Annotated in this window: 20 protein-coding genes; 4 read left to right on the top strand and 16 right to left on the bottom strand. The window is 41.2% G+C overall.

Translation table 11 applies throughout. From position 1 onward, the window contains the following. Positions 1-10: 10 nt before the first annotated feature. The 6 genes from denD to ltnD all read right to left on the bottom strand — a co-directional run bounded on the left by denD (position 11) and on the right by ltnD (position 5,420). Positions 11-970, bottom strand: a complete 960-nt coding sequence (denD, locus tag RB151_RS02805) for a D-erythronate dehydrogenase (protein ID WP_042848834.1) — start codon at positions 968-970, stop codon at positions 11-13. Positions 971-1,033: 63 nt separating this feature from the next. After that, positions 1,034-1,801, bottom strand: coding sequence for a DeoR/GlpR family DNA-binding transcription regulator (locus RB151_RS02800; protein ID WP_042848835.1), 768 nt, complete (start codon positions 1,799-1,801; stop codon positions 1,034-1,036). A gap of 12 nt (positions 1,802-1,813) precedes the next feature. Next, the gene (gene otnI, locus RB151_RS02795; protein ID WP_042848836.1) at positions 1,814-2,593 is read right to left on the bottom strand and encodes a 2-oxo-tetronate isomerase; all 780 of its coding nucleotides are present in this window, start codon (positions 2,591-2,593) and stop codon (positions 1,814-1,816) included. A gap of 10 nt (positions 2,594-2,603) precedes the next feature. Next, complete coding sequence (locus tag RB151_RS02790) at positions 2,604-3,245, bottom strand: aldolase (protein WP_042848837.1); 642 nt, start codon at positions 3,243-3,245, stop codon at positions 2,604-2,606. Then, on the bottom strand, positions 3,238-4,515 hold the full coding sequence (gene otnK / locus RB151_RS02785) for a 3-oxo-tetronate kinase (protein WP_042848838.1): 1,278 nt from the start codon (positions 4,513-4,515) through the stop codon (positions 3,238-3,240). The genes RB151_RS02790 and otnK overlap by 8 nt, the downstream gene beginning before the upstream one ends. Further along, positions 4,512-5,420 (bottom strand): L-threonate dehydrogenase, encoded by a 909-nt coding sequence (gene ltnD, locus RB151_RS02780; RefSeq protein WP_042848839.1) that lies wholly within the window; start codon positions 5,418-5,420, stop codon positions 4,512-4,514. The genes otnK and ltnD overlap by 4 nt, the downstream gene beginning before the upstream one ends. A 392-nt stretch (positions 5,421-5,812) precedes the next feature. Between ltnD and RB151_RS02775 the strand changes: the two genes are divergently transcribed. Continuing rightward, positions 5,813-6,202 (top strand): YidB family protein, encoded by a 390-nt coding sequence (locus tag RB151_RS02775; RefSeq protein WP_048608635.1) that lies wholly within the window; start codon positions 5,813-5,815, stop codon positions 6,200-6,202. Positions 6,203-6,263: 61 nt separating this feature from the next. On the opposite strand, the gene RB151_RS02770 is transcribed toward RB151_RS02775, so the two are convergent. Both RB151_RS02770 and metE read right to left on the bottom strand, forming a co-directional pair. Next, the gene (locus RB151_RS02770; RefSeq protein WP_225833194.1) at positions 6,264-7,955 is read right to left on the bottom strand and encodes a carboxylesterase family protein; all 1,692 of its coding nucleotides are present in this window, start codon (positions 7,953-7,955) and stop codon (positions 6,264-6,266) included. Positions 7,956-8,127: 172 nt separating this feature from the next. Beyond that, the gene (metE, locus tag RB151_RS02765) at positions 8,128-10,401 is read right to left on the bottom strand and encodes a 5-methyltetrahydropteroyltriglutamate--homocysteine S-methyltransferase (protein WP_042848841.1); all 2,274 of its coding nucleotides are present in this window, start codon (positions 10,399-10,401) and stop codon (positions 8,128-8,130) included. 108 nt (positions 10,402-10,509) lie between these two features. Between metE and metR the strand changes: the two genes are divergently transcribed. After that, complete coding sequence (metR, locus tag RB151_RS02760; protein ID WP_042848842.1) at positions 10,510-11,466, top strand: HTH-type transcriptional regulator MetR; 957 nt, start codon at positions 10,510-10,512, stop codon at positions 11,464-11,466. Here metR and RB151_RS02755 read toward each other — a convergent pair. From RB151_RS02755 to RB151_RS02745, 3 genes are all read right to left on the bottom strand, one after another. Further along, a complete protein-coding gene (locus tag RB151_RS02755; RefSeq protein ID WP_071547681.1) occupies positions 11,351-12,250 on the bottom strand; it encodes a carboxylate/amino acid/amine transporter in 900 nt (299 codons plus the stop codon). The two genes, metR and RB151_RS02755, sit on opposite strands and share 116 nt — an antisense overlap. A 57-nt stretch (positions 12,251-12,307) precedes the next feature. Continuing rightward, positions 12,308-13,957, bottom strand: coding sequence for a Na+/H+ antiporter (locus tag RB151_RS02750; RefSeq protein ID WP_048608641.1), 1,650 nt, complete (start codon positions 13,955-13,957; stop codon positions 12,308-12,310). 260 nt (positions 13,958-14,217) lie between these two features. After that, positions 14,218-15,564, bottom strand: coding sequence for an NCS2 family permease (locus RB151_RS02745; RefSeq protein ID WP_042848844.1), 1,347 nt, complete (start codon positions 15,562-15,564; stop codon positions 14,218-14,220). 662 nt (positions 15,565-16,226) lie between these two features. Between RB151_RS02745 and RB151_RS02740 the strand changes: the two genes are divergently transcribed. Beyond that, on the top strand, positions 16,227-17,915 hold the full coding sequence (locus RB151_RS02740) for an ArnT family glycosyltransferase (protein WP_071547680.1): 1,689 nt from the start codon (positions 16,227-16,229) through the stop codon (positions 17,913-17,915). Positions 17,916-17,960: 45 nt separating this feature from the next. On the opposite strand, the gene RB151_RS02735 is transcribed toward RB151_RS02740, so the two are convergent. Both RB151_RS02735 and RB151_RS02730 read right to left on the bottom strand, forming a co-directional pair. After that, positions 17,961-19,157 carry an MFS transporter gene (locus tag RB151_RS02735; protein ID WP_048608645.1) on the bottom strand — a complete coding sequence of 399 codons (1,197 nt, stop codon included), beginning with the start codon at positions 19,155-19,157 and terminating at the stop codon, positions 17,961-17,963. A 193-nt stretch (positions 19,158-19,350) separates the two neighbouring features. Then, the gene (locus RB151_RS02730; protein ID WP_042848847.1) at positions 19,351-20,103 is read right to left on the bottom strand and encodes a sulfite exporter TauE/SafE family protein; all 753 of its coding nucleotides are present in this window, start codon (positions 20,101-20,103) and stop codon (positions 19,351-19,353) included. A 210-nt stretch (positions 20,104-20,313) separates the two neighbouring features. Here RB151_RS02730 and RB151_RS02725 point away from each other — a divergent pair, with 210 nt between their 5' ends. Then, positions 20,314-20,871, top strand: coding sequence for a helix-turn-helix domain-containing protein (locus tag RB151_RS02725; RefSeq protein ID WP_042848848.1), 558 nt, complete (start codon positions 20,314-20,316; stop codon positions 20,869-20,871). Here the strand turns inward: RB151_RS02725 and RB151_RS02720 are convergent. The 3 genes from RB151_RS02720 to ilvB all read right to left on the bottom strand — a co-directional run bounded on the left by RB151_RS02720 (position 20,868) and on the right by ilvB (position 23,714). Next, a complete protein-coding gene (locus RB151_RS02720; protein WP_071547679.1) occupies positions 20,868-21,530 on the bottom strand; it encodes a hypothetical protein in 663 nt (220 codons plus the stop codon). The two genes, RB151_RS02725 and RB151_RS02720, sit on opposite strands and share 4 nt — an antisense overlap. A gap of 199 nt (positions 21,531-21,729) precedes the next feature. Further along, the gene (gene ilvN / locus RB151_RS02715; protein ID WP_042848850.1) at positions 21,730-22,014 is read right to left on the bottom strand and encodes an acetolactate synthase small subunit; all 285 of its coding nucleotides are present in this window, start codon (positions 22,012-22,014) and stop codon (positions 21,730-21,732) included. A 2-nt stretch (positions 22,015-22,016) separates the two neighbouring features. Further along, positions 22,017-23,714 (bottom strand): acetolactate synthase large subunit, encoded by a 1,698-nt coding sequence (gene ilvB, locus RB151_RS02710; RefSeq protein ID WP_042848851.1) that lies wholly within the window; start codon positions 23,712-23,714, stop codon positions 22,017-22,019. Positions 23,715-23,722: the final 8 nt, after the last annotated feature.

Genomic DNA, 23,722 nt, shown 5'->3' with positions numbered 1-23,722 from the left:
AGTTTATCTCCTACTTGGATGCGCCATGGTGAGTGATAAACGAGCGTATCGCATCACTGAAAGAGCCATCTGCACGGAAGCCAAGTTCCAAAGCACGGCTGATATCAAATTTACCCGGCCAGCTAGCCACAATACGATTAATAGCTTCATCTGGTTCAAATCGGATAAGATCAACAGCGTCTTGCCCTGCAACTTCACGCAGTGCATCAATCATGCCTTGTACAGTAACGGTGATCCCCGGCAGATTGACTGTGCGCGATTTACCAAATTTTTCTGCTGGAATACTGACAGCATGGATAAAATTATTGATAACTGTTTCAGGGCTGGATAACCATAAAGCGAGATCAGGAGAGACAGGGCAAACACTTTCAATCCCATTTAATGGCTCACGAATAATGCCACTCGCGAATGAAGAAGCGGCTTTATTTGGCACACCTGGACGGATACTAATGGTTGGTAAACGCATAACACGCCCATCCACATAACCTTTACGTGAATAATCATTGACCATCAGCTCGCACATGGCTTTTTGGGCGCCATAAGAAGATTGAGGATTAACCACACATAAATCAGTGATCACCTCAGGTAATTCTCCACCGAACACTGCTAGCGAACTGGTGAACATAAATTTGATTGCTGGGTTTTTGGCACGTGCAACTTCCAATAATTGGCGAGTTGCTTCGAAGTTAACCTTCATACCCAAGTCAAAATCACTTTCAGCGTGGCTACTGACGATAGCTGCTAGGTGGAAAACCACATCAGTTTGCGCATCAATCAGTTTATCGGCCGCACCTGGCTGTGTTAAATCTAACGCAACACAACTGACTCGTGCATCCTCAATGGGTGCTGTAGGGCACTGAATATCGGCTAAAACAAGGTGGTCAAAATTTAAGCCCTGAGTATTTTTAAGCAAAGCAGCGGCTAGCTGCTGGCCCAGAAAGCCTGCGCCACCAGTAATAATAACTTTCATTGTAATTCTCCTTGCTATAGCCTTTTAACTGGCTATGCAGTTCTAGGTAAGATTATTTATGTTTTATGTCTTGATTAAATGAAGTTTTATGTTTTGTTCTGTTATCCGTTGCACGACATCCGTTGGCAGTTGGTCATCGCAAATAATGTCGTGCAATTGATTCAATGGACAAACACGGAACATGCCATATTTGCCGAACTTACTACTATCTGAAACCAGCACGCAACGGCGAGCAACATCAAGTAGAGTCTGTTTTATCTGAACTTTTTCTTCATGTGGGGTCGAAACCCCATGCTGTATATCCCATGAACTCGTACTGATAAACGCAATGTCCACATTTAACGTTTGCAGCATCATTGCCGCGGTATTGCCTACGCAAGAATGGTTACGTTTATCGACCTGCCCCCCGGTGTGATACAGGTTTAACTGTGACTTATTCATCAGATACTGCATGATAGAAAAATCATTAGTGACAATAGTTAAATTAAAACGCTCACCGAGTACTCGTGCAATTTCAAAGGTCGTCGTCCCTGCATCGAGATACACAACTTGCCCATCTTCAACTAATGAGCTAGCAAACTGCCCAATTTCACGTTTATGACGGTGATGCAACCGTGCTTTTTCACTCCAAGGGAGCTCTTGGCGTAGTGCATCATTTAATTTAACGCCACCACTAACACTGGTTACTTTCCCTTTTTCTTCCAACATACGGATATCACGTCGTACTGTCATATGCGAAACATTCATTAGCTCAACTAAATCACTAATTGAAACAGTTTGGTGCTCATGCACATAACGATAAATAAAATCACGACGCTCAGAAGGAAGCATAGGTTTTCCTCATTATGAATTTGCTTGTTTTAACCAGCCTAACCCATCTTCGGTACGGCCAGCAGGGTGATATTCACATCCTAACCAACCTTCGTAACCCATTTCATCTAATTTTTTAAAAATCCATGGATAATTAACTTCACCACTATCCGGTTCATGGCGATATGGCACTGACGCTATTTGAATATGACTAAACTTGCCCCATAAACGCTCAATCGTTTTCAATAAATCACCCTCCATAATTTGGCAGTGATATAAATCTAACTGGATAAAGACATTTTCACGGTTAATTTCAGGTAATAGCGCTTCGGCTTGCTTTTGAGTCGTTAAAAAATACCCCGGCATATCACGAGTATTAATCGGCTCGATCAGTACACGAATACCGTGTTCTGCCATAACATCCGCAGCATGTTGAATGTTTTTGATAAAACACGCTTTTTGCTGCTCAAGTGTGAAGTTTTCATCCACTTTACCCGCCATTGCATGCACTTGCTTGCAGCCCAACGCTTTCGCGTATTTCAATGCAGTTTGTACGCCTTCAGCAAACTCAGCCTCACGACCCGGAATAGAAGCCATACCGCGCTCTCCCGCTCCCCAGTCACCTGCTGGCATATTAAATAAAGCCTGAGTTAAATTGTATTTTTTGAGTTCACCGGCAATCGCATTAGCATCTTCTTCGTAAGGGAAAAGATACTCAACACCTTTGAACCCTGCGTTCGCTGCACTTGCAAAACGTTGCATAAAAGGCACTTCGTTAAACATCATGCTTAAATTTGCCGCAAATTTAGCCATTTCTGTTTCCTTACTTTTGTGGATAACGACTTTCGAGCTGCTCAACTTGCTCTTGCGTTAATGTTGTAAAGCCGTGTGGGCGTAAGGTGATGTACAGACGAGCAGTATCTTCTAATTCTTCAGTATTAAAGAATGCTTGTCTTAATGTTTTCCCTCCCACTACGGGGCCATGATTCGATAACAATACCGCGTTATGGGTCGGTGCCAATTTGGCAATTTCCTCACCAATACGGTCATCCCCCGGAGGTAGGTACTCAATTAATGGTAATTTACCTACTCGCATCACGTAATAAGGGGTGATTGGCGGTAAGCAGTTTTTAGTATCCAACCCCGGCAAGCAAGATAATGCGGTCAACCAAGGGGAATGAAGATGGACAACCGCTTGGCAATCAGGGCGTTGTAAATACATCGCCATATGCATAGACACTTCTTTCGTTGGTTTATCACCGTCTATCCAGTTACCTTCGGCATCTAATTTGCTCAATCTGTTTGGGTCTAAATCACCAAAGCTTGAATTTGTGGGTGTTACAATAATGCACCCATCAGGTAACCGAGCACTAATATTTCCTGCACCACCGCTGCTATATCCACGGTTAAACATTGACTTAGCCCAATCGACTAGTTCTTGGCGCAGCGCCTTTTCATCACTCATTAAACATCTCCTGTGCAAACTGGAAGAAATTTTCTTGGCCGAAATTACCTGATTTCAGCGCTAACCAGCTACCGCTTGCTAAATCTTGTACCCATGGAACACCAGGGGCGATTGGTGAACCAATACTTAATTGTTCTGTACCTAGGCTTTGAACTACTTTCCCTGAGGTTTCACCACCAGCAATAATAAAGGTGTCATACCCTTGTGATTGAAGTAACTTCACAACCTCTCCAAACACATTTTCAACTGCTGCGCTGGACTCTGCTGCACCGTATTTTTCTTGCGTTTTTTTCAGTAATTCAGGTGGTTGAGTGGCATATAATAAAGGTGCTAACCCTCCACCTTGCTGTTCTTGTACCCAAGTAGCTAACAACTTTGCATACTCAGGGTTAGCTAAACATTCACCAACATCTAAGGCCTTTGCTGGGGCAACTTTTTGATAAGCCTGTACTTGCTTATTAGTCATAACCGAGCAACTACCTGATAAAATCACCGTTTTCCGAGTTGTTCCCGTTGGCTTTTCACCTCGAGCGCTGTTTTCACCCCATGCACATTGGCTATCAATGTTTGCTAATGCGGCGCCTAAACCGGACCCCCCGGTCAATAGAGGCATAGTCTTTACTGCCTGTGCGATAGGTAACAGATCATCCATCGTCAAGGTATCAACAATGGCATAGTTCACCCCTTGTTGGGCTAATTCAGTTAATTGTGACTTAACGGCTTCGCTACCTTGTTGGATGTCAGCAAGTTTGATTAAACCCGCCTTACCTTTTGACTGCTTTTCCATCACCCGTAATAAATTTGCATCAGTCATTGGCGTAACTGGATGGTGCTGCATACCGCTTTCATTGAGCAATTGACCATTAACAAACAAGTGGCCATGAACTACGGTTCGACCATTAACGGGCAGCGCAGGACAAACTAATGCGAGAGTCGTACCGAGTTGTTTCATCAATGCATCAGTGACTGGGCCGATATTTCCTTTTTCTGTCGAGTCAAATGTCGAGCAGTATTTAAAGAAAATTTGTTGGCACTGGGCTTTTTTCTTCAACCAATTGCATGCATTCACCGAGGCATTGACTGCTTCATCCACTGGACAAGAACGACTTTTCAAGCTAACAACAATTGCATCAACACCTTGTGGTATCACTGTGTTTTCATCAGGTTCATTCAATAATTGAACTACCTTCCAACCGTTTTGCACCATAAAACCTGCAATATCAGTTGCACCGGTAAAATCATCGGCGATCACACCTAACTTCACTGTCATGCTTTTTTCTCCGGTAAAGTAATACCTTTAAATGTTTTGATCACAGCACTATCATCTTGCTGCCCAAACCCCTCACTGCTAGCTGAAATAAACATTTGGTGAGCTGTGGCTGCCAGTGGTAATGGGAAATTTAGCGCCTTCCCCGTTTCCATTACTAACCCTAAATCTTTCACAAAAATATCGACGGAGGATTTCGGGGTATAATCACCGTCTAATACATGTTGCATACGGTTTTCAAACATCCATGAATTCCCAGCCGCATGAGTCACAATGTCGTACATTACCGCTAGGTCAATACCCGCTTTGGATGCTAAGGCCATGCTTTCCGCAGCAACCGCAATATGCACTCCAGCCAATAGCTGGTGGATCGTTTTTACTGTTGAACCTAAACCGACTTCGTCACCCACACGATATAGACGTTCAGAAATTGCTTCGAACACGTGTGATAGTTTTTCAAATAATACAGGTGCTCCTGATGCCATAACGGTTAACTTGCCATCCGCTGCTTTAATGGAGCCCCCTGAAATCGGCGCATCGACCAGAGGTAACTGGTATTCAGCAAGGCGTTGAGCAATGCTTTTGGTTTGCTCAGCCGCTAAGGTGCTGTGTAAAACAATGATGGTGCCTGGACGTAGCTGCTCCACGAGTGGTTTTTCACCCGAAAATAAAATAGCCTCAACCTGACGACCATTAACAACGACCAGTAATAAAGCATCAATGAGATGAGCAAATTCTGCTGCATCTTGCCCAACGCCTTTTGCCCCTGTGCGAAGAAGGCGTTGGCAAGCATCTTGGTTTAAATCAAATCCATAGGTAGAAATATTATTTTTTATTAAAGATTGGGCTATCCCCATTCCCATGGAACCAAGGCCAATAACGCCAATATTATTAACGAAATTTCCCATAATGACCCCTGATGTTGTTAATCTTCGTGACTGTTGTGAATTTTCACACAATAAAATTCACAAACACATGACTAACGTCACATTAAGAATAATATAAAAAATAAACAAAATAGACGTAACCACCTGAATAACAATAAATTAATGATTTAACATCACTACAAAGACATTCACAGGATAATGTGATAAAAAATGTGATGCTGGTTGTGTTTATTTGTCCCACTACAATATGCTGAAAAATATATTTTTAGGCTAAGTTGTCCTCAGTACGTTATTTTTATTGACCTTAAGGCTAAATCGACCAAAATAACCCGCTACTTTTTTAGTGTCATGTTCCATACTAGGGTTATATCTATAGCTGTTAAGCATTAGCTGACATATTGTGAGGAGTTAAAATGGGTTTATTTGAACAAGTAATGGGAATGGTTGCTGGCGATAAAATGCAACAATTTCAATCAGTCATCGATTGGCTTGAAAACCAAGGGGGCTTAAGCGGTGTTGTTGAAAAGTTTAACGAGCAAGGGTTAGGCGGTGTTATTGCATCTTGGATTAGTGAAGGTGAGAACTTGCCTATCGATAATAACCAGCTAATGCAAGTATTTGGCAATGTTAATATCCAAGAACTCGCTCAAAGTGTCGGCCTTGATGCACAGTCAACTTCAGATTTAGTGGCAAAATACCTTCCGCAACTCGTCGATAATGCGACACCAAATGGAGAAATTCCAGAAAACTTGGATCTTGCCTCCATTGGTATGAACCTTCTGAAATCAAAACTCTTTGGTTAAGCGTTAGCTGGTTGATAAACCTTATTTTAGGCTTATCAACCATTTTATGGACAGCAAAACGCTATTGCGTTTCTTTGTGAGAAAACTGTTTATCTAAAGGCTCACTGAACCAACGCCCATTAAGTACTTGCGTTATTATTTGCTGTTTCTCTTCTGGGGTTACCGTATTATCTTGCTCAATCAAAGCAACAACATCATCGTATTGATATGGTTTATTACTCATATAAATAATTGATTTTATTTTATTTGCATTAATAACAAGTAATGATTCCCCTGCTTGTTCATTTTCTGGTGACCAAGGCTTCCATTCAATTTGGCCTTTATTCGATGGTACACCATTCAATAAAAAATTAGCTAAGTAGCCATTAAATTTCTGTCTGACATCTTTCGTCCCCTCTAATTTAACCAATTCTTGAGTGAACGGGCTAAACTTTGTTTTATCCCACAGTGCCAAAAAAATACCATGGAAAGAACCTAATGGGGCAAGTTGGCTGCCCGTCACAACTTCATCACTGCCCAAACTAAATTCCACACCATAAATCGGTGCCTTGTAATGAGGGTACATCTTTTGGGCCGATTGATTCACATTAAACAGGCTATAAAACAAACTGCCATATTTATTCGCAAAATCATATTGATTCAAAAGGCGAGTATTCGTCGCTAATGAGCCATCTGCTATTGCCCCCGCAAAACGCTTATCACCTCGAGCAAATAAAGAAAACTCCCCCTGCCCAGTGACCATGATAATGGGGACTGAGTGATATTCGTTTGTTTCAAAACCATTTTTAGGTAGTACTACCCCATCCCGATAGAGGTGTGGAAACTGTGACATTCTAATGCCAGCATCGCCAAATAACGTCGCTAGGTCTGAGGCTGGGAGTTGATAAAGATACGCTTTAACATCTGGTGAGCCGCTTAAAAGCCACTCTTTCGCTAAACCTAGTGTTGGTTTTTTATTATCTCGAACCACTAACTTGGCTAATCGGTCAGCAAAAATTTGTTCTGCTTGGTTTTTATTTGCCGTTGTCATTCCTCCGCTAAATACAATCGCTTTATTGAATGAGTTCTCAAATATTGGGGAGATCAGCATTGCCATAACATCTCGTCCCCCCGCAGAGAAACCGGAGACGGTAATGTTATTTGGGTTTCCACCAAATGCAGCAATATTTTCTTTTACCCAATCCAGTGAAAGCTTAATGTCTAATAACGCGTAGTTTCCAGAGTCTTCTATCTTATCCCCTGTGTTAAGTGCTTGAAGAGGGTTAAAACCGAGTGCGCCAAGACGATAGTTGACGGTAACGATCACTGCATTTAGTTCCGTTGCAACCAACTGAGGGTTAAATTCGGCTGAAGTCCCTGTTTGGTTATTTCCACCATGTAGGTAAAACAAAACAGGGAGGTTTTTCTGATTATCGTCAGGCCTATAGATATTAAGATTCAAACAATCTTCAGTACCTATCGCCCCTGATTGGCTAGTTTGAATACAATTTTGAGCAGGCTTAGTTGCATCAAACGTTTCAGACCACTGGCTCACTGGTTCTGGTTTTTTCCAGCGCAACTCCCCTTGAGGAGCTTTACCATAAGGAATACCAGTCCATGTGACTAACGACTGTTGTGTGCTGCCTTGGACTTTTCCATTTGTTGTTTCAATAATATGGTCAATAGCATAAGCCGATGAACTCCAAACAGAAATTAATAAAAATACCGCTGTACTTGTTTGTAACAGTGATTTTTTCATTGGTATTTTAAACATATTGTTTTCCCTATCAATTTAGCAAAAAATCGCATTTACATTTAGTCTTATTACCAACAAAGAGTAACTGAAATATATAACCGCATTTTTAAATTATTAAAGTTAAATTTTGTGCTAATTTTATAAAAAAGGGCAGGTTCCCCCTGCCCTTTGTCACTTACTGACTTTATTTTTAGTGCTCACTTCTCAGTTGTTTTGCTGCTTGAACCATATTGGCTAAGGCTTGACGAGTCTCTGACCAACCGCGGGTTTTTAATCCGCAGTCAGGGTTAACCCATAAACGTTCAACAGGAACACGTTTTTCCGCTTTTCTCAGCAACGCGACAATCCATTCCACACTTGGCACATTTGGTGAGTGAATATCATACACCCCAGGCCCAATTTCATTTGGATAATGGAAAGTCTCAAATGCGTCTAGCAAGTCCATATCCGAACGTGATGTTTCAATGGTGATCACATCCGCATCCAATGCAGCAATAGAATCCATGATGTCATTAAACTCGCAATAACACATGTGGGTATGAATTTGAGTATTGTCTTGTGCAACTGCAGCACTGAGTTTGAATGCATCAACCGCCCATTTTAAGTAATCTGCCCACTCGTCTCTGCGCAGTGGTAAACCTTCTCGTAAGGCAGGCTCATCAATTTGAATAATGCCAATCCCCGCTTTTTGTAAATCATCAACCTCGTCACGTAATGCTAACGCAATCTGTTTCGCAATCGTTTCACGGCTAACATCTTCACGAGGGAAAGACCAACAGAGGATCGTCACAGGGCCTGTCAACATCCCCTTAACCGGTTTTTCTGTTAACGATTGAGCATACTTTGCCCATTCCACTGTAATCGCCTCTGGGCGGCTAATATCGCCAATAATGACAGGGGGTTTCACACAGCGCGAGCCATAGCTTTGCACCCAACCATTTTGGGTGAAAACATAGCCGTCAAAATGTTCACCAAAATATTCAACCATGTCATTACGTTCTGCTTCACCATGAACTAGCACGTCAATATCTAAAATTTCTTGTTCTTTAATCGCTTGTTTAATGTGCTCGCTAATATTGGTGCGGTAATAAGTTTTATCCACATTACCTTTTTTAAAATCTAAGCGTAATGTTCTAATTTCACTGGTTTGAGGGAAAGAGCCGATGGTTGTTGTTGGCCATAATGGCAGGTTAAAGCGCTCACGTTGACGCTGTGCACGCAGTGAATACGGGCTACTACGTTGTGTATCACCATCACGAATAGCCGCTAAACGTTGTGCTACCGCCGCGTTATTCACCCTAGTTGATGTTTTGCGAGCTCGGATTGGCGCACTATATGTTTCTAGTGTAGCAATATGATTTTCTGTTGGTTGATTTAGCGCTTTTGTCAGTAAAGCGAGTTCTTCACATTTTTGTATTGCAAAAGCAAACCAACTTTTCACTTCTGTATCTAAACGGGTTTCATCATTCAGGTCAATGGGGCTATGCAGTAATGAACATGAGGTGCCAACCCACAAATTACGCTGACCTAATAACGGTTTCACCCGTGAGAATTTTTCACCTAAATCGGCCTTCCATACGTTACGCCCATTGATAATACCGAGTGATAATACCCAATCTTCGGGTAGCGCTTTATGTAGCTCTTCAATATCATCAGCGCCTGCCACAACATCAACATGTAAGCCTTGAACAGGGAGGCTTTTAATTAAATCTAAATGGTGGCTAATACCATCAAAATAGGTGGTTAACAGCAATTTTGTGTTACCCGATAGCGCCTGATAAGCCTGTTGATACGCTTCTTGCCATTGCGCAGGTAAATCTAACACTAAAGCAGGTTCATCAATTTGTACCCACTCAATACCTTTTTCTGCGAGACGTGAAAGAATGTCCTGATAAACAGGCAATAATTCATTTAGCAATGATAAACGGTCAAAGGCTCCACCTTTAACTTTCCCTAACCATAGGTAAGTTATAGGACCAATAATCACAGGTTTTACTTTATGACCTAACGCTAATGCCTCATCCACTTCGTCAAATAATTGCGTCCATGATAATGCGAACTTTTGCCCTTTTTGAAATTCTGGCACGATATAGTGGTAGTTGGTGTTAAACCATTTAGTCATTTCCCCTGCTGGGGCTGGTGTTCCCGTTGGTGCACGACCACGAGCGACACGAAATAGTGTATCTAAGTCAATTGAACCATCTTCATTTTGGTGACGCGGAGGCACATTTCCTAATAGTAAGCTGGTTGTCAGTACTTGGTCATACCAAGCAAAATCACCAACAGGTAATAGCTCAACTCCCGCATTTTTTTGTTGTTCCCAATGGCGAACGCGTAATACGTGACCGACGTCTAATAGAGCAGCTTGGTCAATCTTGCCTGCCCAATAATCTTCTTGTGCACGTTTTAATTCTCTTTTTAGTCCAACACGTGGAAACCCAAGCGTATGATTTATAACAGACATATTGACCCCTTAAAATATTTAGCCGTCTAGATGTTTACACATCTATAATCAACAGGTACTGTATAAAGCACAAGCGCAAATTATTCATTATCACGGTGAAGGTTTTTCATGATCGAATTAAAACACTTAAAAACATTGCAAGCGCTCAGCCAATACGGTTCATTAGCTGCAACGGCGACCCACTTGCACCAGACACAGTCGGCCCTGTCTCACCAGTTTAGTGATTTAGAGCACAGACTAGGTTTTCGGCTATTTATTCGCAAAAGCCAACCATTACGTTTCACACCACAAGGCGAAGTTTTGCTGCAACTCGCACAGCAAGTCTTGCCATTAGTGAAAGATGCGATCCGCGTATGTAATGAACCTGGCGTTTGTGCATTACGTATTGCCATTGAGTGTCACAGCTGTATTCAGTGGTTAACCCCTGCTTTGCAACAATTTCGGCAAACTTGGCCACAAGTCAGCGTTGATTTTAAATCAGGTGTCACTTTCGACCCCCAGCCGGAGTTACTCTCAAGGGAATTAGATATCGTAATGACATCTGACATATTGGCAGAGCAAGGCCTACACTACACACCTATGTTTGACTATGAAGTGAAACTGATTGTCTCCAATGACCATCCGTTAGCCAAAAAGCCGTATATTGAGCCCCATGACTTGGCAGACGAAACCCTGCTCATCTACCCAGTACAACGGGATCGCTTTGATGTTTGGCGTCATTTTTTACAACCAGCTGGGGTCTCACCCAATGTAAAAAATGTAGATAACACATTAATTTTAATTCAAATGGTTGCAGCAAAAATGGGGATAGCAGCGCTCCCTCACTGGGCGGTTGATTCCTTTGAAAAACAAGGTCTGATTAAAACAAAAACACTGGGGAGTGGTTTATGGAGCCGACTGTACGCTGCTTGCCGTGAGGGGGAGCAGCGCCAGCCAGCCATTGAGGCTTTTACTGCGACCGCGACGGATCATGCTGTGGAGAACTTGTCTTATGTAAAGGGCGCGAAAGGATCCAACGCCTATGCACCCAAAGAGAAGCAATTATCAAGCTCGATCCTATGGTAAAGCTCAACCAATCAGGGTGCTGTTGCCAAATAGCAAAATTCACTAATAACCCTGCTGGAACCATCATGTTATTCATTATAGCAAGGGTTCCAGCATCAACTTTTGTGGCACCATAGTTCCACATAAAGTAGCCAATTCCTGACGCCACAATGCCAAGCCACAATAATACCCCCCATTGAAGCGTTGTCGTTGGCATCATTGATTTATTGCCAAATAACAACCAGCCAATCAGTGCAACTAGCGTAGCGCCCAGATAAAACCATGAAAATGCCTGATGTTGAGGAATAGGGTGTATTTCCATCAACCGCTTATAACCTACCTGCCCAATAGCAAAAAAGATATTTGCTAACTGCACGAAGAGTAAACCTAACCAAAAAGATTCACTTAAGTGATCATAACGTATGATAGCAGCACCAATTACAGCGAGTAGTGAGCTAAATAAGTAACCTTTACGGAGTGGTTGTCGTTCTAACAAATCATAAATCAACGTCACATATAACGGCGTTAATACCGTAAAAAGTAAAAACTCAGCTACCGTTAGGTATTGATAGGCATGGAATACAAAAAGATACATCACCCCAAGTTGGCAAGCACCTACCGCCATATACAGAGCAATCACCTTGAGGCTAAATTGACGCCAACGTAAGAAAGGTAAGAAAACTAACGAAGCAAGTGCAACACGCACCAATACCGAAAACCAACTGTCAACTTGGCCAGCAAGGTATTCGCCTATAAGACTAAAAGACGCTGCCCAAAGCAGCGTCGTAATAACAAGTAACCACATAATGCTGTATTTTGTCTCAAACTTAAGGGGTGTGAGTAGAATACTCGTTTTTTAGCCTTAATGCTCTTTTTCGATCAATACAGCTTCCAATAAATCCAAGTCAACTAGTAAAGATTGTAGCGTTTCGTTGCTGATTTTCTTCGTCGCACGTAAGTGATAGAGCTCACCGCGTTCCGCACGAAGCGCGGTTAAACGGAAACGACGCTCCAAGTCTTCAATCTGCAAGCTGTGTTCTATTTCATCCTGCCCAGCCGTTCGGCGCCTTAAATACCCCGTCACACGGGATGCCACCTCGCTAATATCTTCGGAATCTAGCTTTTCCTCGACATCCGCAGATAAACGCTCTTGCATTTTATTTAAGCTGACAATCGCGACTTCAGCCATTGCGGCTTTAGCCATACGAATTTCGTTAGCATCGGCATCCTTATCACCTACTTTAAAATTACGCAGTAATAAGGGTAAAGCGATAACCCCAGCAAAAATAGAGAATAAAATCACCCCCGCAGCAATAAAAATTAACTGATAACGAGCAGGGAATGGAGAGCCATCGGTTAAAAATAGAGGGATTGAAAGCACACCCGCTAAAGTAATTGCCCCACGAACCCCTGCGAAGGAAGCAAGCCAGAGTTCACGCACAGTATAATTGGCAAATTGCAGTGGTTTTTTCTTTAAGAACAACCGGCTAAACCTTTTCATTAGCCACAGCCAGCAGAAACGGAGTAACAATAAAGCAAAGTAAATCACGGCTACCGCTGCAAATAGCATCCACGTTTCTACACTAGGATCAAGTTCTGCTTGGATAACTGACGTTTCCCAGATACCCGGTAGCTGTAGCCCTAACATAATGAAAACTAAACCGTTAAAGACAAACTCAAGCATTGACCAAACGCTATCTGCACGTAACCTCATCGCTAATGGAGCGTTACGGATCACACCTGATTTTGTGATGGTCATCCCTGCTGCAACTGCCGCTAAAATACCTGAAAAACCAATATGCTCTGCGATCATATATGATGCGAATGGTAACAAGAGCATAAACACAATTTGTGTTGCTGGGTCGTCGCCACTCCAACGGCTCATAAGGCGCAATGATTTACTGTATAGCCAAGTAACGATAATCCCCGACAGTAAACCACCCACAGCGACTTTGAAGAACTCAATGGTGACACCTGAAGTGCTAAACACCATCGTGCCCATCGCAATTGCGACGGCAAATTTTAATGCAACCAGACCGGAAGCATCGTTCATCAGAGCTTCACCTTCAAGTACGCTCATCATCCGCTTAGGAATTCGCCCTTTCCCAACAATGGAAGATAACGCTACGGCATCTGTAGGTGACAATACCGCGGCAAGCGCAAAAGCGGCAATTAAAGGTATACCCGGCATTAACCAGTAAATTAAATAGCCAATGCCGATTACAGTCACTAACACCAAAACCAACACTAAAATAAAAATTTCTCGGCCATTTTGGAAAAATTCACGTGTTGGTGTCTTCCAACCATCAACAAACAGCAAAGGTGGGATCAGTAGAACCATAAATAGTTCAGGGTCAAAAGTGACATGCAAGCCAAATTGAGGCCATGCAAGTAATGCACCGATAGCAATTTGAATGAGGGGAAGCGGAATTCGAATAGGTAAAACTTTAACGGCAACTCCAGAAATAGAGACCGCTAAAATCAGAATCAAAATAGTAAAGAAAATTTCCATGTTGCCCTTACTGATTAACCAGACGACCAAAGTCTAAAATTTGCCTGCCGCCGCATAGTAAGAGATAGCACCGTCCAGACCATGATTGTTCAAATCGAGCCAGTAACGAGTGGAAACTATGGACTTCCACTTGGTTCACCGCCTTATATCTATTTTATCCTTAGCAATTATTTTTCGGGGAAAAAATTACCATTTTGCGATTAATCGATATAAAACGTTAAATAAGGCGATAAGATCGCCTTATTTAAATATTATGAACCTTAAATAGCTAATCCTGAGGCATAAAATACCACTAAAAGCACCGCAATAATCACAGTTCCCACATTCAGTTTACGCCATTCACCCGCACAAATACGGCCAATCACCAATGCGGCGAAACCAAGCATAATACCAGTCACAATATTACAAGTTAAAACAATAAACACCGCACACAGTAAACCTGACATTGAATCAACAAAGTCATCAAAATCAAGTTTAGAGACATTACTTAGCATCAACAGGCCCACATACATCAACGCAGGTGCTGTCGCATAAGCAGGCACTAAATAAGATAATGGTGATAAAAATAAAATTAAGAGGAAGAGTACCCCAACAACCACAGCCGTTAACCCTGTACGACCACCCGCTGCGGTTCCTGCTGCTGATTCAATATAGACTGCGGCAGGAGATGCACCGATCGCACCAGCAAAAATACTACTCACTGAGTCGGCAGTTAGCGCCTTACCACCATCAATAATTTGCCCATCTTTATCTAAAAGGTTAGCTTGCCCCGCAACAGCACGAATTGTCCCTGTTGCATCAAAAACAGCTGTCATCACCAACGCAAGCAAGCTTGGTAATACCATGGGTTGTAAAGCCCCCATAATATCCATACTAAATACTAGAGATAGCCCATCGTCACCCAATGATGGTAATTTAAAGAAACCTTGATATTGGACAGCGGGGTCAAAAATCAACCCAATAATTGAAATAGCGATAATCACCAGTAGAACGCCGCCCGGAACACGACGTTTTTCTAAACCAAAAATAACCGCTAGCCCAACGAGTGACATTAACACAGGGAAAGAGGTAAATTCCCCCAGAGCGACGGGTAAACCTGCATTTGGGTTTTTGATCACTAAACCAACACCATTTGCTGCGATTAGCAATAAAAACAAACCAATACCTATCCCTGTACCATGGGCAATCCCCATTGGCATATTACGTAAGATCCAGCTACGAATACCTGTAACAGAGATAATGGTGAATAAACACCCCATTAGAAAAACGGCGCCTAGTGCCACGGGTATACTAATTTTTTGCCCTAAAACTAAGCTAAATGCAGTAAAAGCTGTCAATGAAATCGCACAGCCGATGGCCATTGGCAAATTTGCCCATAGCCCCATCAGCAAAGAACCAAACCCCGCCACTAAACATGTTGCAATAAAAACAGCGGTTGGAGGGAAACCAGCCTGCCCCAGCATACCAGGCACAACGATGACAGAATAAACCATCGCTAAGAATGTAGTTAGCCCTGCAATGATTTCACGGCGAACTGAAGACCCGCGTGCTGTTATCTTAAAAAATGAATCCAATTTACAGTTGGATGACGCCTGTTGGCCTGACATGGTGTACCTCTGCTGTTAATAGTAAACGAATACTCTCAAATAGTGCTGACGCCTAACGCATACGTTGACGTAAACGATTACGTTTTCAAAAAATAAAACCAATTGAGAATAAATTCTCTATAAAAACAGTTACGCAATCGTTTGGCTTTGAAATTAGAATAAAACGTATTGTGAGGAGGGCAATTATCGTTCTAAAACGGGCTAATGATCAAGTGTTTTTAGCATATCCCCCTGATATTCCCCCTTTCGTATTCAACAAAGGCTTATCAGTTTTTTTGCTAAGTACTTCCTTAAGGATAAAAAATATCTATTCTCCTCTGAGCCTTAAACGGACTTTCTAAAATTCCCTTTATTTTCATCGTAGTTATTTTAAGTAAAAATAACTAATTACTTTTCATATAGCGTTTGTTTAAAGAGAGTGATTATTTTTCTTGGTATAATCACAGAATATTTTCTTACAAAACGAACAACTTAAAAAATATTTATTTATGGTAGAATAATTTTCATACAAACCATTAAACATGCTTTTTTACGTTGTTTTTATTGAGAAAATAAAACATACATGGAGTGAATATAATTCATATATATATACACTCAATTATTGTCAACCATAGTTATAATTCTGATTTATTTATAATAACGAACACAAAAAACATATTAAAATGTCAAATAAGAATACATCAATAATCACTTTACAACGGGGTGTTTTACTACTTTTTATTTGTTTCCTCGCAATGTATTTATTACCGGGAATATATAGCCATAGCCCTTGGAAGCAAGATGAAAATTATAGCTTTGGCATTATTCAAACCATGTATGAAACTAATGAATGGTTAGTCCCAACAAATGCGGGTGAACCATTCATGGAAAAACCTCCGCTTTATTATTGGGTTGCTACTATTACATCCCATTTATTTTCTGGTTTTATGCCCCTTTATGATGCAGCTCGTAGTGCAACTTTGCTGTTTTCAGCGCTCAATTTCGCTTTCTTTTTATGCTTAGCGCGCCGCTTTTTCCAAGCTAAAGACTTTACGGATACACGCATTTGGTTAGCTTTCGCACTCTATGCCTGTGCTCCGGGGGTTCTGCGCCACAGCCATGATATGTTCACAGATGTTGCTCTTATGGCTGGGGCAACTATCGGCCTTTATGGGTTACTCGGGCTAATACAGCAACAGAAACTGTTGATGTCTAGCCTTTGGTTATCCCTAGGGACGGTAATCACAATGCTCTCAAAAGGGGTTTTCATCCCCGGCGTTTTATGGATTTGCTTAATTTTATCCCCTATTTTTATTCGCCAATGTAGAACCAAGCAATTCTGGCTATTCAGTTTATCCGCAGGGTTAATCGCCCTTGTTGCTATTTTACCTTGGCCTATCCATTTATACTTGCAGCATCCTGACTTATTTATGGTGTGGTTTTGGGAAAACAATATTGGTCGCTTTTTCGGGTTTTCTGTCGAAAAATTAGGTGCAAAAGCCAATTTAACACGTATTCCAGCTGCCGTTTTATTGTTCGCCTTTCCTTCGGGTCTACTGGCTACAGCATATTTTTTAAGGCACCCTATCAAGCGGTTATTCAATCAAAACCAATATTTACTCACCCTATTTCCTTTATTAGGCATTGTTTTTTTGCAGCTTTCAGCTTCAGGTCGTGCCTTGTATTTGCTCCCATTTATTGCCCCAATGGCGATTTTAGCAACACAAACACTCTTAGCTGCTCCAGCGAAAATTTTACGTTATATTTCATATTTCGCGGCAATATTCTGGTCATTACTGATTCTATTTCTTTGGGTCTGTTACCTAATAGCATTAACAGGCCACCAGCAAGAATGGCTCAGCCCTTTTAGTCGCTGGCTACCGATGAGCTACCAGATGCCATTTTCCTCAGTGGCTTTTGTGAGTGGCTTAGTCATTACCTTAGTTTGGTTTTTACGTAATAAAATCATCGCTAACCCTATTTCACCTGCATTTCAGATGATGAAAAATTGGTTACTTGGGCTATGTTGCGTCTGGGGCGTGATTTTAACCTTATTTCTCGGATGGGTTGATTACACTAAAGGTTTTGAGGGGGTTTTTGTCGATTTAGATCAACACTTAGCAGGCCAATTTACTGCAACTGACTGTATGGCTTCAGATAATATTGGCGAATCAGAAGCACCCATGCTCTATTATTACACTGGTATCTTACACCAACGCCAAGATCGTTTTGAGCGCCCCGCACAATGCCGTTGGTTAATTGTACTATCAAAAGAAATTAAACCGGCCCCACAAGGTATGAAGTTATTTTGGCACAATCATAGGCCAGATGAAGATCGTGAAAACTTAGTGGTATATAAAGCTATTGAGTAATCGATAAGCGGTGTACTCCCTACCTGTAGTGCACCGCTAAATTAATTAATTTGTTAATTGTTCAATAGATTGAGCACTGTACTTCTCACGAGTAAACCATAAAAAGATAGCCGCAGATAAAATCAGTAACACTGGTAGGCCTGAAGGTGAAATAGATGTAGCAATGCCCCCTAACAGCGGCCCAGATAAATTACCGATCCCCCACAGCATAGCGGCGGCGGCATTCGCTACAATTAATTCATTCCCTTTAAAATACTGGCCTATCTGGACTAATGCGATGGTGTAAATTGCCCCTGCTGTTGCCCCTAAAACAAACAACAACCCCCAAATAAGATAAGGTTGGTCTATCAAAAAAGGGAGTAAAAAACTTGCACCTAATGTCACAACACCACAAATTCGATACAGTTTTTCTCTATTCATATGGTCAGCTAGCCAGCCAAACGGCAGTTGCATAATCGCATCACCGGCTAAAATTGCGCTAATCATTAATGCAGCAACAGCCTCTGTGTGGCCCATCCCCATCCCATAGATTGGAAACATAGATAGAATAGTGCCATCAAAAAAAGCAAAAAATAAAATCCCACCGCAAATACCTGGGGCAATTTTTACAAACTGAATAATAGAGAAATTAGACTTCGCGGCAGCCTCTGCGGAATGATCACCAACTTTTTGATCCATCAAAAGAAATAACGCCACCGAAATTAAATGGATCAATGTACAAATTAATAATGGTGATTTGTCTTCCACGCCATAATAAGCAATAAATGATGGCCCGAGTAATTGGCTCACTGTAAAGACAGTCGTATAAATCGCCAATATGCGGCCCCGCTTATTTTCTGGGGATAGTTCATTGATCCACGTTTCCCCTAAACAAATCATCACACCACTAGCCAAACCAGTAACGAGCCGCAAAGGAAATAATAACCACAGCGGTAAGGTACTGAGTAATGGCAATAAACTCACAGCAGAAATGATGGTTGCCAATAACATGGCCTTTCGCTTACCTGACCATAACACAATACGTTGGACTACAGGCGCGATTAAAAACATCCCTAACGCAGGTGCTGCGGAAATAATGCCAATATACAATTCATTGACACCATAATTATGTAACCTAAGCGCGACCATCGGTATACTTAACCCGATCACGATACCAATAACAGCAATACTCATGGTGATCGTAAAAATAGCGAAAAACGGGGAACGACGACAATTTTGCAAAAACTGATTATCAGAGCTCATTTTGAACTTAACTCGTTTCCTCTTCAAAAGAAACAGGTTTTAACTCCATGAATAAACAACTATTTAAAATAAAAAACCAATAAGCCACTAATGAAAACTATAGTTAGCTCATCAATTGTAGCATGACTAATATATTCCGCTATTTATCTCTACAAAAGCAGATTGTATTATTTATTTTAATGCCTTAGATGAACTAAAGAACAAAAAAATATCGATATAACAATGCGATTCCTGAGACTAAAATAACAATATTAATAATTTTCAAAAATGCTTCACGGGAAATTTTTAAGGTAATATGCCTACCCGCCCAAATACCGATTAACATTGCCGGGGAAAATGCCAAAGCAATCAATAAAATATCAATATTTAGATAAACACCCATAACCAAGAATATGATTACTCTGGTAAGAGTACTAAAGCCAATCAGTGTCATCTGGGTGATACGAAAACGTTGTTTATCTTCAATTCGGCTCGATAAATACATCGCATAGATAAACCCACCACTACCAAATAAGGCACTGAAAATACCGCCTATTAAACTGAATGGAACAACAAGTGCTTTGGAAAATGGTGTTTTCACTTTCTTGGAGAAGAAAGTGTTTAATACATAACCGATCACGAACAAACCCAGTAATAATACTAAAATATCCGGTCGCGTTTTTAATAAAATAGCGGCTCCAATTAAACTTCCTATTACCATTAGTGGAATTATCCATTTTATCTCTTGATAATCGGCTTTTTTCCCATCTCTAAATAAATTTAAAATGGCCGCAGTTAAATCAATTAGCGCTAATATTGGGACAATCATACTTAAGGGCAAATACATAGCCAGCACAGGAGTTGCGATAAGAGCTGAGCCAAACCCCGCCATACCAAAAACCAAATAAGCGAAAAGTAAAGTCACAAAACAAATCGCCATCTCTGGCGTTAATAACCCAAACGGCATACTGATTTAACTCCTAAAATTTTTGATACTCTCACTATAAATTTTTTAGGACAGATTAAATAGCCTTATTTTTTTGTGGGTAAATTTTAAAACTATATCAAAAAATAAAATAACCTCTTTAAATACAATATAAGATGGAGAATATGTGATTAGTTCTACTGAGTCATGTAGAATTAGCATAATGAATTGGAATTTAGGGAAAGCCATATTGTGGATAAAAAAATTAATATAAAAATTGGTCAAAAGATCCGTTTACTTAGGCAAGCTAGAAACCTTTCTTTGAATGAACTATCTCGCCTATCTGGGATCTCAAAAGCCGCATTATCCAAATTAGAATCCGGCGATTCAAACCCACGTATTGATACATTAGAATCGATTGCCATCGCGCTGCGTTTTCCGCTTAGCGATTTATTTACACGCCAACATGAAGCTTATCCCTACTTTGTCAAAGGGTCCTCGAGTGAAGAGGAATATTCACAGCAATTTAAATTCCGTATTAGTATGGGGAATATCTCCGAAATCTGGCAATTAACCATGAAAAGAGGGGCTATTATTAATAGCCCTGCGCATATGAGTGGAACCCATGAGCACATTATGGTGAATTCAGGTTCACTAATGTTGCGTTTGCATAACGATCAAAACATCATTCTAGAAGCAGGCGATTTTTATGCATTTAGCGGTGATTTTCCACATTCTTATTTATGCATAGAGGGAGAGTTACAAGCGACTGTAGTCATGACTTACTCCCATATCAGCGAAGGTGTTTAAACCGAGGCATGTTGTGCATCATAGCTAATGCGCAACGTCCCTTTTTTATATTTCATCGACTTAATTGAAAAATGCGTAATGCTATCCAATGAACCAACGTGCGTTCCTCCGCATGGCATTTCTTCAGTTTGGTCGATATAACTGATCCTCAGCTCGTCGTTTTGTTTTATTTCAACTTTCCGGCCACTGCTAATGCTTTGATTAACAATATCTTCAATATATTGACTATCCAGTTTTTCAAACGGCACAACCTCACCATCCATTATACAAAACTCGACTCGAGATTCATCAGGAAAATGATGCCCTTTTTGTGCAAGCCAGCCAAAACGCCGTAATTCCCAGTTTAACAAATGCCCTGCGGTATGCAGTGCGGCATATCGTTGACGTTTTTCTCCGTCAATGGCTGCAACAACGGTGCTCTCTAAATTTAAATTTATCCCATCAGGGAGATAAGCAACAATCAAACCGTTTAGGTGTTTCTTAATACGAACGGGCTCATTATTAACCCAAGCAGTATCAGCGGGTTGCCCACCACCTTGTGGATGGAAAATGTTATCTTGTAGTGCAACCCAGTGCCCTTCCTCGTCACTACCTTGTTTTAATAGAACTGTTTCTACTTCATATTGGTAAGTATTGGTGAGATAAATGTTGTTCTGCATAACTTTCGTACCTTTTATTATTCAATTTAGCAGAATGTATTCGCTTTTCATTCCCTAAACTATTTCTATAACCGCTTAAATTTATACCACCTTTGTTCGCTTTAGGAAACCCTTATTTATGATACTACGTTGAAAATTAATCATGATAAAAAAAGCCCACACGCATTGTGTAGGCTATTAAAAAGGATGCTGATAAGCATTACTGCAAATAATTCTGCATGGTTTCGAAGAGACGTAAATCGTCACTGAAACGAACTTCTCTCACATCTTCAAGCTTTTCAACTTGATTAATCATTTGTGATAGACGCTCGTCTTTTTGCACCAACAGCCATATCCGGCTTTCATCTTTATTTTTAATTGGCATACAAAGAATGCCATCAACGTTAAAAGCTCTGCGTGCGAATAAGCCACATATATGTGACATCACACCGGGATGGTTACGAACAATTAACTCTAAAGCTATTGGGTGATGTTCAAATGCCATAATTAAGCTCCAATCATATCAATGTTAGCTGCGCCTGGTGGAACCATTGGATAAACCTTCTGGTTAACATCAATTAAAACATGGATCAAACAAGGGCCTTTGGTATTCATCACCCTTTCCAGTGCCATTTCAGGATCTTCTTCATTATTTAAATCACACGTTTGTAAGCCAAAACCTGCCGCTATCTTAATAAAATCAGTTTGATAAGGATAAGCTGCCGCAAATATACGATTCTCAAAGAACAGATCCTGTTGTTGATGTACCATTCCCAACGCTTGGTTATTCATCAAAACAATTTTTATATTTAATTGGTGCTCGGCGGCTGTCGCCAGCTCTTGAATATTCATCATCAAGCTGCCATCACCCGAAAAACAAACAACCGTTTTGTCTGGCTCGGCTAATGCGGCTCCAATCGCCGCTGGTAAACCAAACCCCATGGTGCCTAAACCACCAGAAGTCAGCCATTGGCGAGGGCGCGATAATGGATAAGCCTGAGCTGCCCACATTTGGTGTTGCCCAACATCAGTTGTGATAATCGCATCTTCACCCGCAGCCCGCGCAGTAGAAAGAACTAATCCATAATGATTTAACGGGTTGTCTGCCTCGCGGAGATCCAATGGGTATTTATTTTTCAATTCACTAACTTGATTAACCCATTCAGTACGTTCATTACGTTCAACTAAAGGTAATAATAGTTCCAAGATCTGCCCTGCATCTGCGTGAATGGCGATATCTGGTCGTTTAATTTTACTAATTTCCGCTTTATCGATATCCACATGAATGATTTTTGCGTTAGGGCAAAACTTCTCCGCCTTCCCGATTGCTCTATCGTCAAAGCGTGCGCCAATAACAATTAATAAATCAGACTCTTCCATGACCATATTTGTGCTAGCAGCAGCATGCATGCCTAACATACCTAAATATAATGGGTGTCGCATAGGGATAGTGCCAAGCGCCATTAAGGTCATCGTCGTCGGTAATGAGGCTTTTTCCGCAAACGCAATCGCTGTTTCTGTTGAATCAGAACTAATAACCCCACCACCAAAATACAGTACTGGGCGCTTCGCATTATTAATCATTTCAGCTGCTTGCAGAACTTTTTCCATATCAAATGCTGGCGCTTTATCTTTCGGTAATACTTCTGGTATTTCAGTCAGTTCAATAGTGGCAGTTTGAACATCCTTTGGAATATCAATCCAAACAGGTCCCGGACGCCCTGACTCTGCTATACGAAAAGCATCACAAATAACTTGAGGTAATTCATTGATAGAACGAACTAAATAATTATGTTTAGTGACAGGAATAGAAATACCATAGGTATCAACTTCCTGAAATGCATCGGTCCCAATCATTGATGAGGAAACTTGAGCTGTAATACAAACTAGCGGGATAGAATCCAGTTTTGCATCCGCAATGGCGGTCACTAAGTTGGTCGCGCCCGGACCACTTGAAGAAATGCAAACGGCCGCTTTCCCTGTAGTACGCGCGATCCCTTGCGCAATAAACCCCGCACCTTGCTCATGACGAGCCAAAATATGCTGAATTTGCTTACTTTTCCCTAAAGCATCATAGAACGGTAAAGCCGCCCCGCCAGGAATGCCCGAAACAATAGTAATACCATGTTTTTCTAATAAATAGACGATTAACTCTGCCCCTGTAAAACAGGTTTTATGTGGTGATGTAGTGCCCGATCCGCTCATCATAATTA

It is taken from the genome of Providencia rettgeri, assembly GCF_001874625.1.
GTDB lineage: Bacteria > Pseudomonadota > Gammaproteobacteria > Enterobacterales > Enterobacteriaceae > Providencia > Providencia huashanensis.
The sequence above is the reverse complement of the archived record's forward strand: the minus strand, read 5'-3'. Positions and strand labels throughout refer to the sequence as shown.

Excerpts from the sequence above, each read along its gene's own strand:
- denD (WP_042848834.1), bottom strand. The coding sequence starts at position 970 with ATGAAAGTTATTATTACTGGTGGCGCAGGCTTTCTGGGCCAGCAGCTA.
- RB151_RS02800 (WP_042848835.1), bottom strand. The coding sequence starts at position 1,801 with ATGCTTCCTTCTGAGCGTCGTGATTTTATTTATCGTTATGTGCATGAG.
- otnI (WP_042848836.1), bottom strand. The coding sequence starts at position 2,593 with ATGGCTAAATTTGCGGCAAATTTAAGCATGATGTTTAACGAAGTGCCT.
- RB151_RS02790 (WP_042848837.1), bottom strand. The coding sequence starts at position 3,245 with ATGAGTGATGAAAAGGCGCTGCGCCAAGAACTAGTCGATTGGGCTAAG.
- otnK (WP_042848838.1), bottom strand. The coding sequence starts at position 4,515 with ATGACAGTGAAGTTAGGTGTGATCGCCGATGATTTTACCGGTGCAACT.
- ltnD (WP_042848839.1), bottom strand. The coding sequence starts at position 5,420 with ATGGGAAATTTCGTTAATAATATTGGCGTTATTGGCCTTGGTTCCATG.
- RB151_RS02775 (WP_048608635.1), top strand. The coding sequence starts at position 5,813 with ATGGGTTTATTTGAACAAGTAATGGGAATGGTTGCTGGCGATAAAATG.
- RB151_RS02770 (WP_225833194.1), bottom strand. The coding sequence starts at position 7,955 with ATGTTTAAAATACCAATGAAAAAATCACTGTTACAAACAAGTACAGCG.
- metE (WP_042848841.1), bottom strand. The coding sequence starts at position 10,401 with ATGTCTGTTATAAATCATACGCTTGGGTTTCCACGTGTTGGACTAAAA.
- metR (WP_042848842.1), top strand. The coding sequence starts at position 10,510 with ATGATCGAATTAAAACACTTAAAAACATTGCAAGCGCTCAGCCAATAC.
- RB151_RS02755 (WP_071547681.1), bottom strand. The coding sequence starts at position 12,250 with ATGTGGTTACTTGTTATTACGACGCTGCTTTGGGCAGCGTCTTTTAGT.
- RB151_RS02750 (WP_048608641.1), bottom strand. The coding sequence starts at position 13,957 with ATGGAAATTTTCTTTACTATTTTGATTCTGATTTTAGCGGTCTCTATT.
- RB151_RS02745 (WP_042848844.1), bottom strand. The coding sequence starts at position 15,564 with ATGTCAGGCCAACAGGCGTCATCCAACTGTAAATTGGATTCATTTTTT.
- RB151_RS02740 (WP_071547680.1), top strand. The coding sequence starts at position 16,227 with ATGTCAAATAAGAATACATCAATAATCACTTTACAACGGGGTGTTTTA.
- RB151_RS02735 (WP_048608645.1), bottom strand. The coding sequence starts at position 19,157 with ATGAGCTCTGATAATCAGTTTTTGCAAAATTGTCGTCGTTCCCCGTTT.
- RB151_RS02730 (WP_042848847.1), bottom strand. The coding sequence starts at position 20,103 with ATGCCGTTTGGGTTATTAACGCCAGAGATGGCGATTTGTTTTGTGACT.
- RB151_RS02720 (WP_071547679.1), bottom strand. The coding sequence starts at position 21,530 with ATGCAGAACAACATTTATCTCACCAATACTTACCAATATGAAGTAGAA.
- ilvN (WP_042848850.1), bottom strand. The coding sequence starts at position 22,014 with ATGGCATTTGAACATCACCCAATAGCTTTAGAGTTAATTGTTCGTAAC.
- ilvB (WP_042848851.1), bottom strand. The coding sequence starts at position 23,714 with ATGAGCGGATCGGGCACTACATCACCACATAAAACCTGTTTTACAGGG.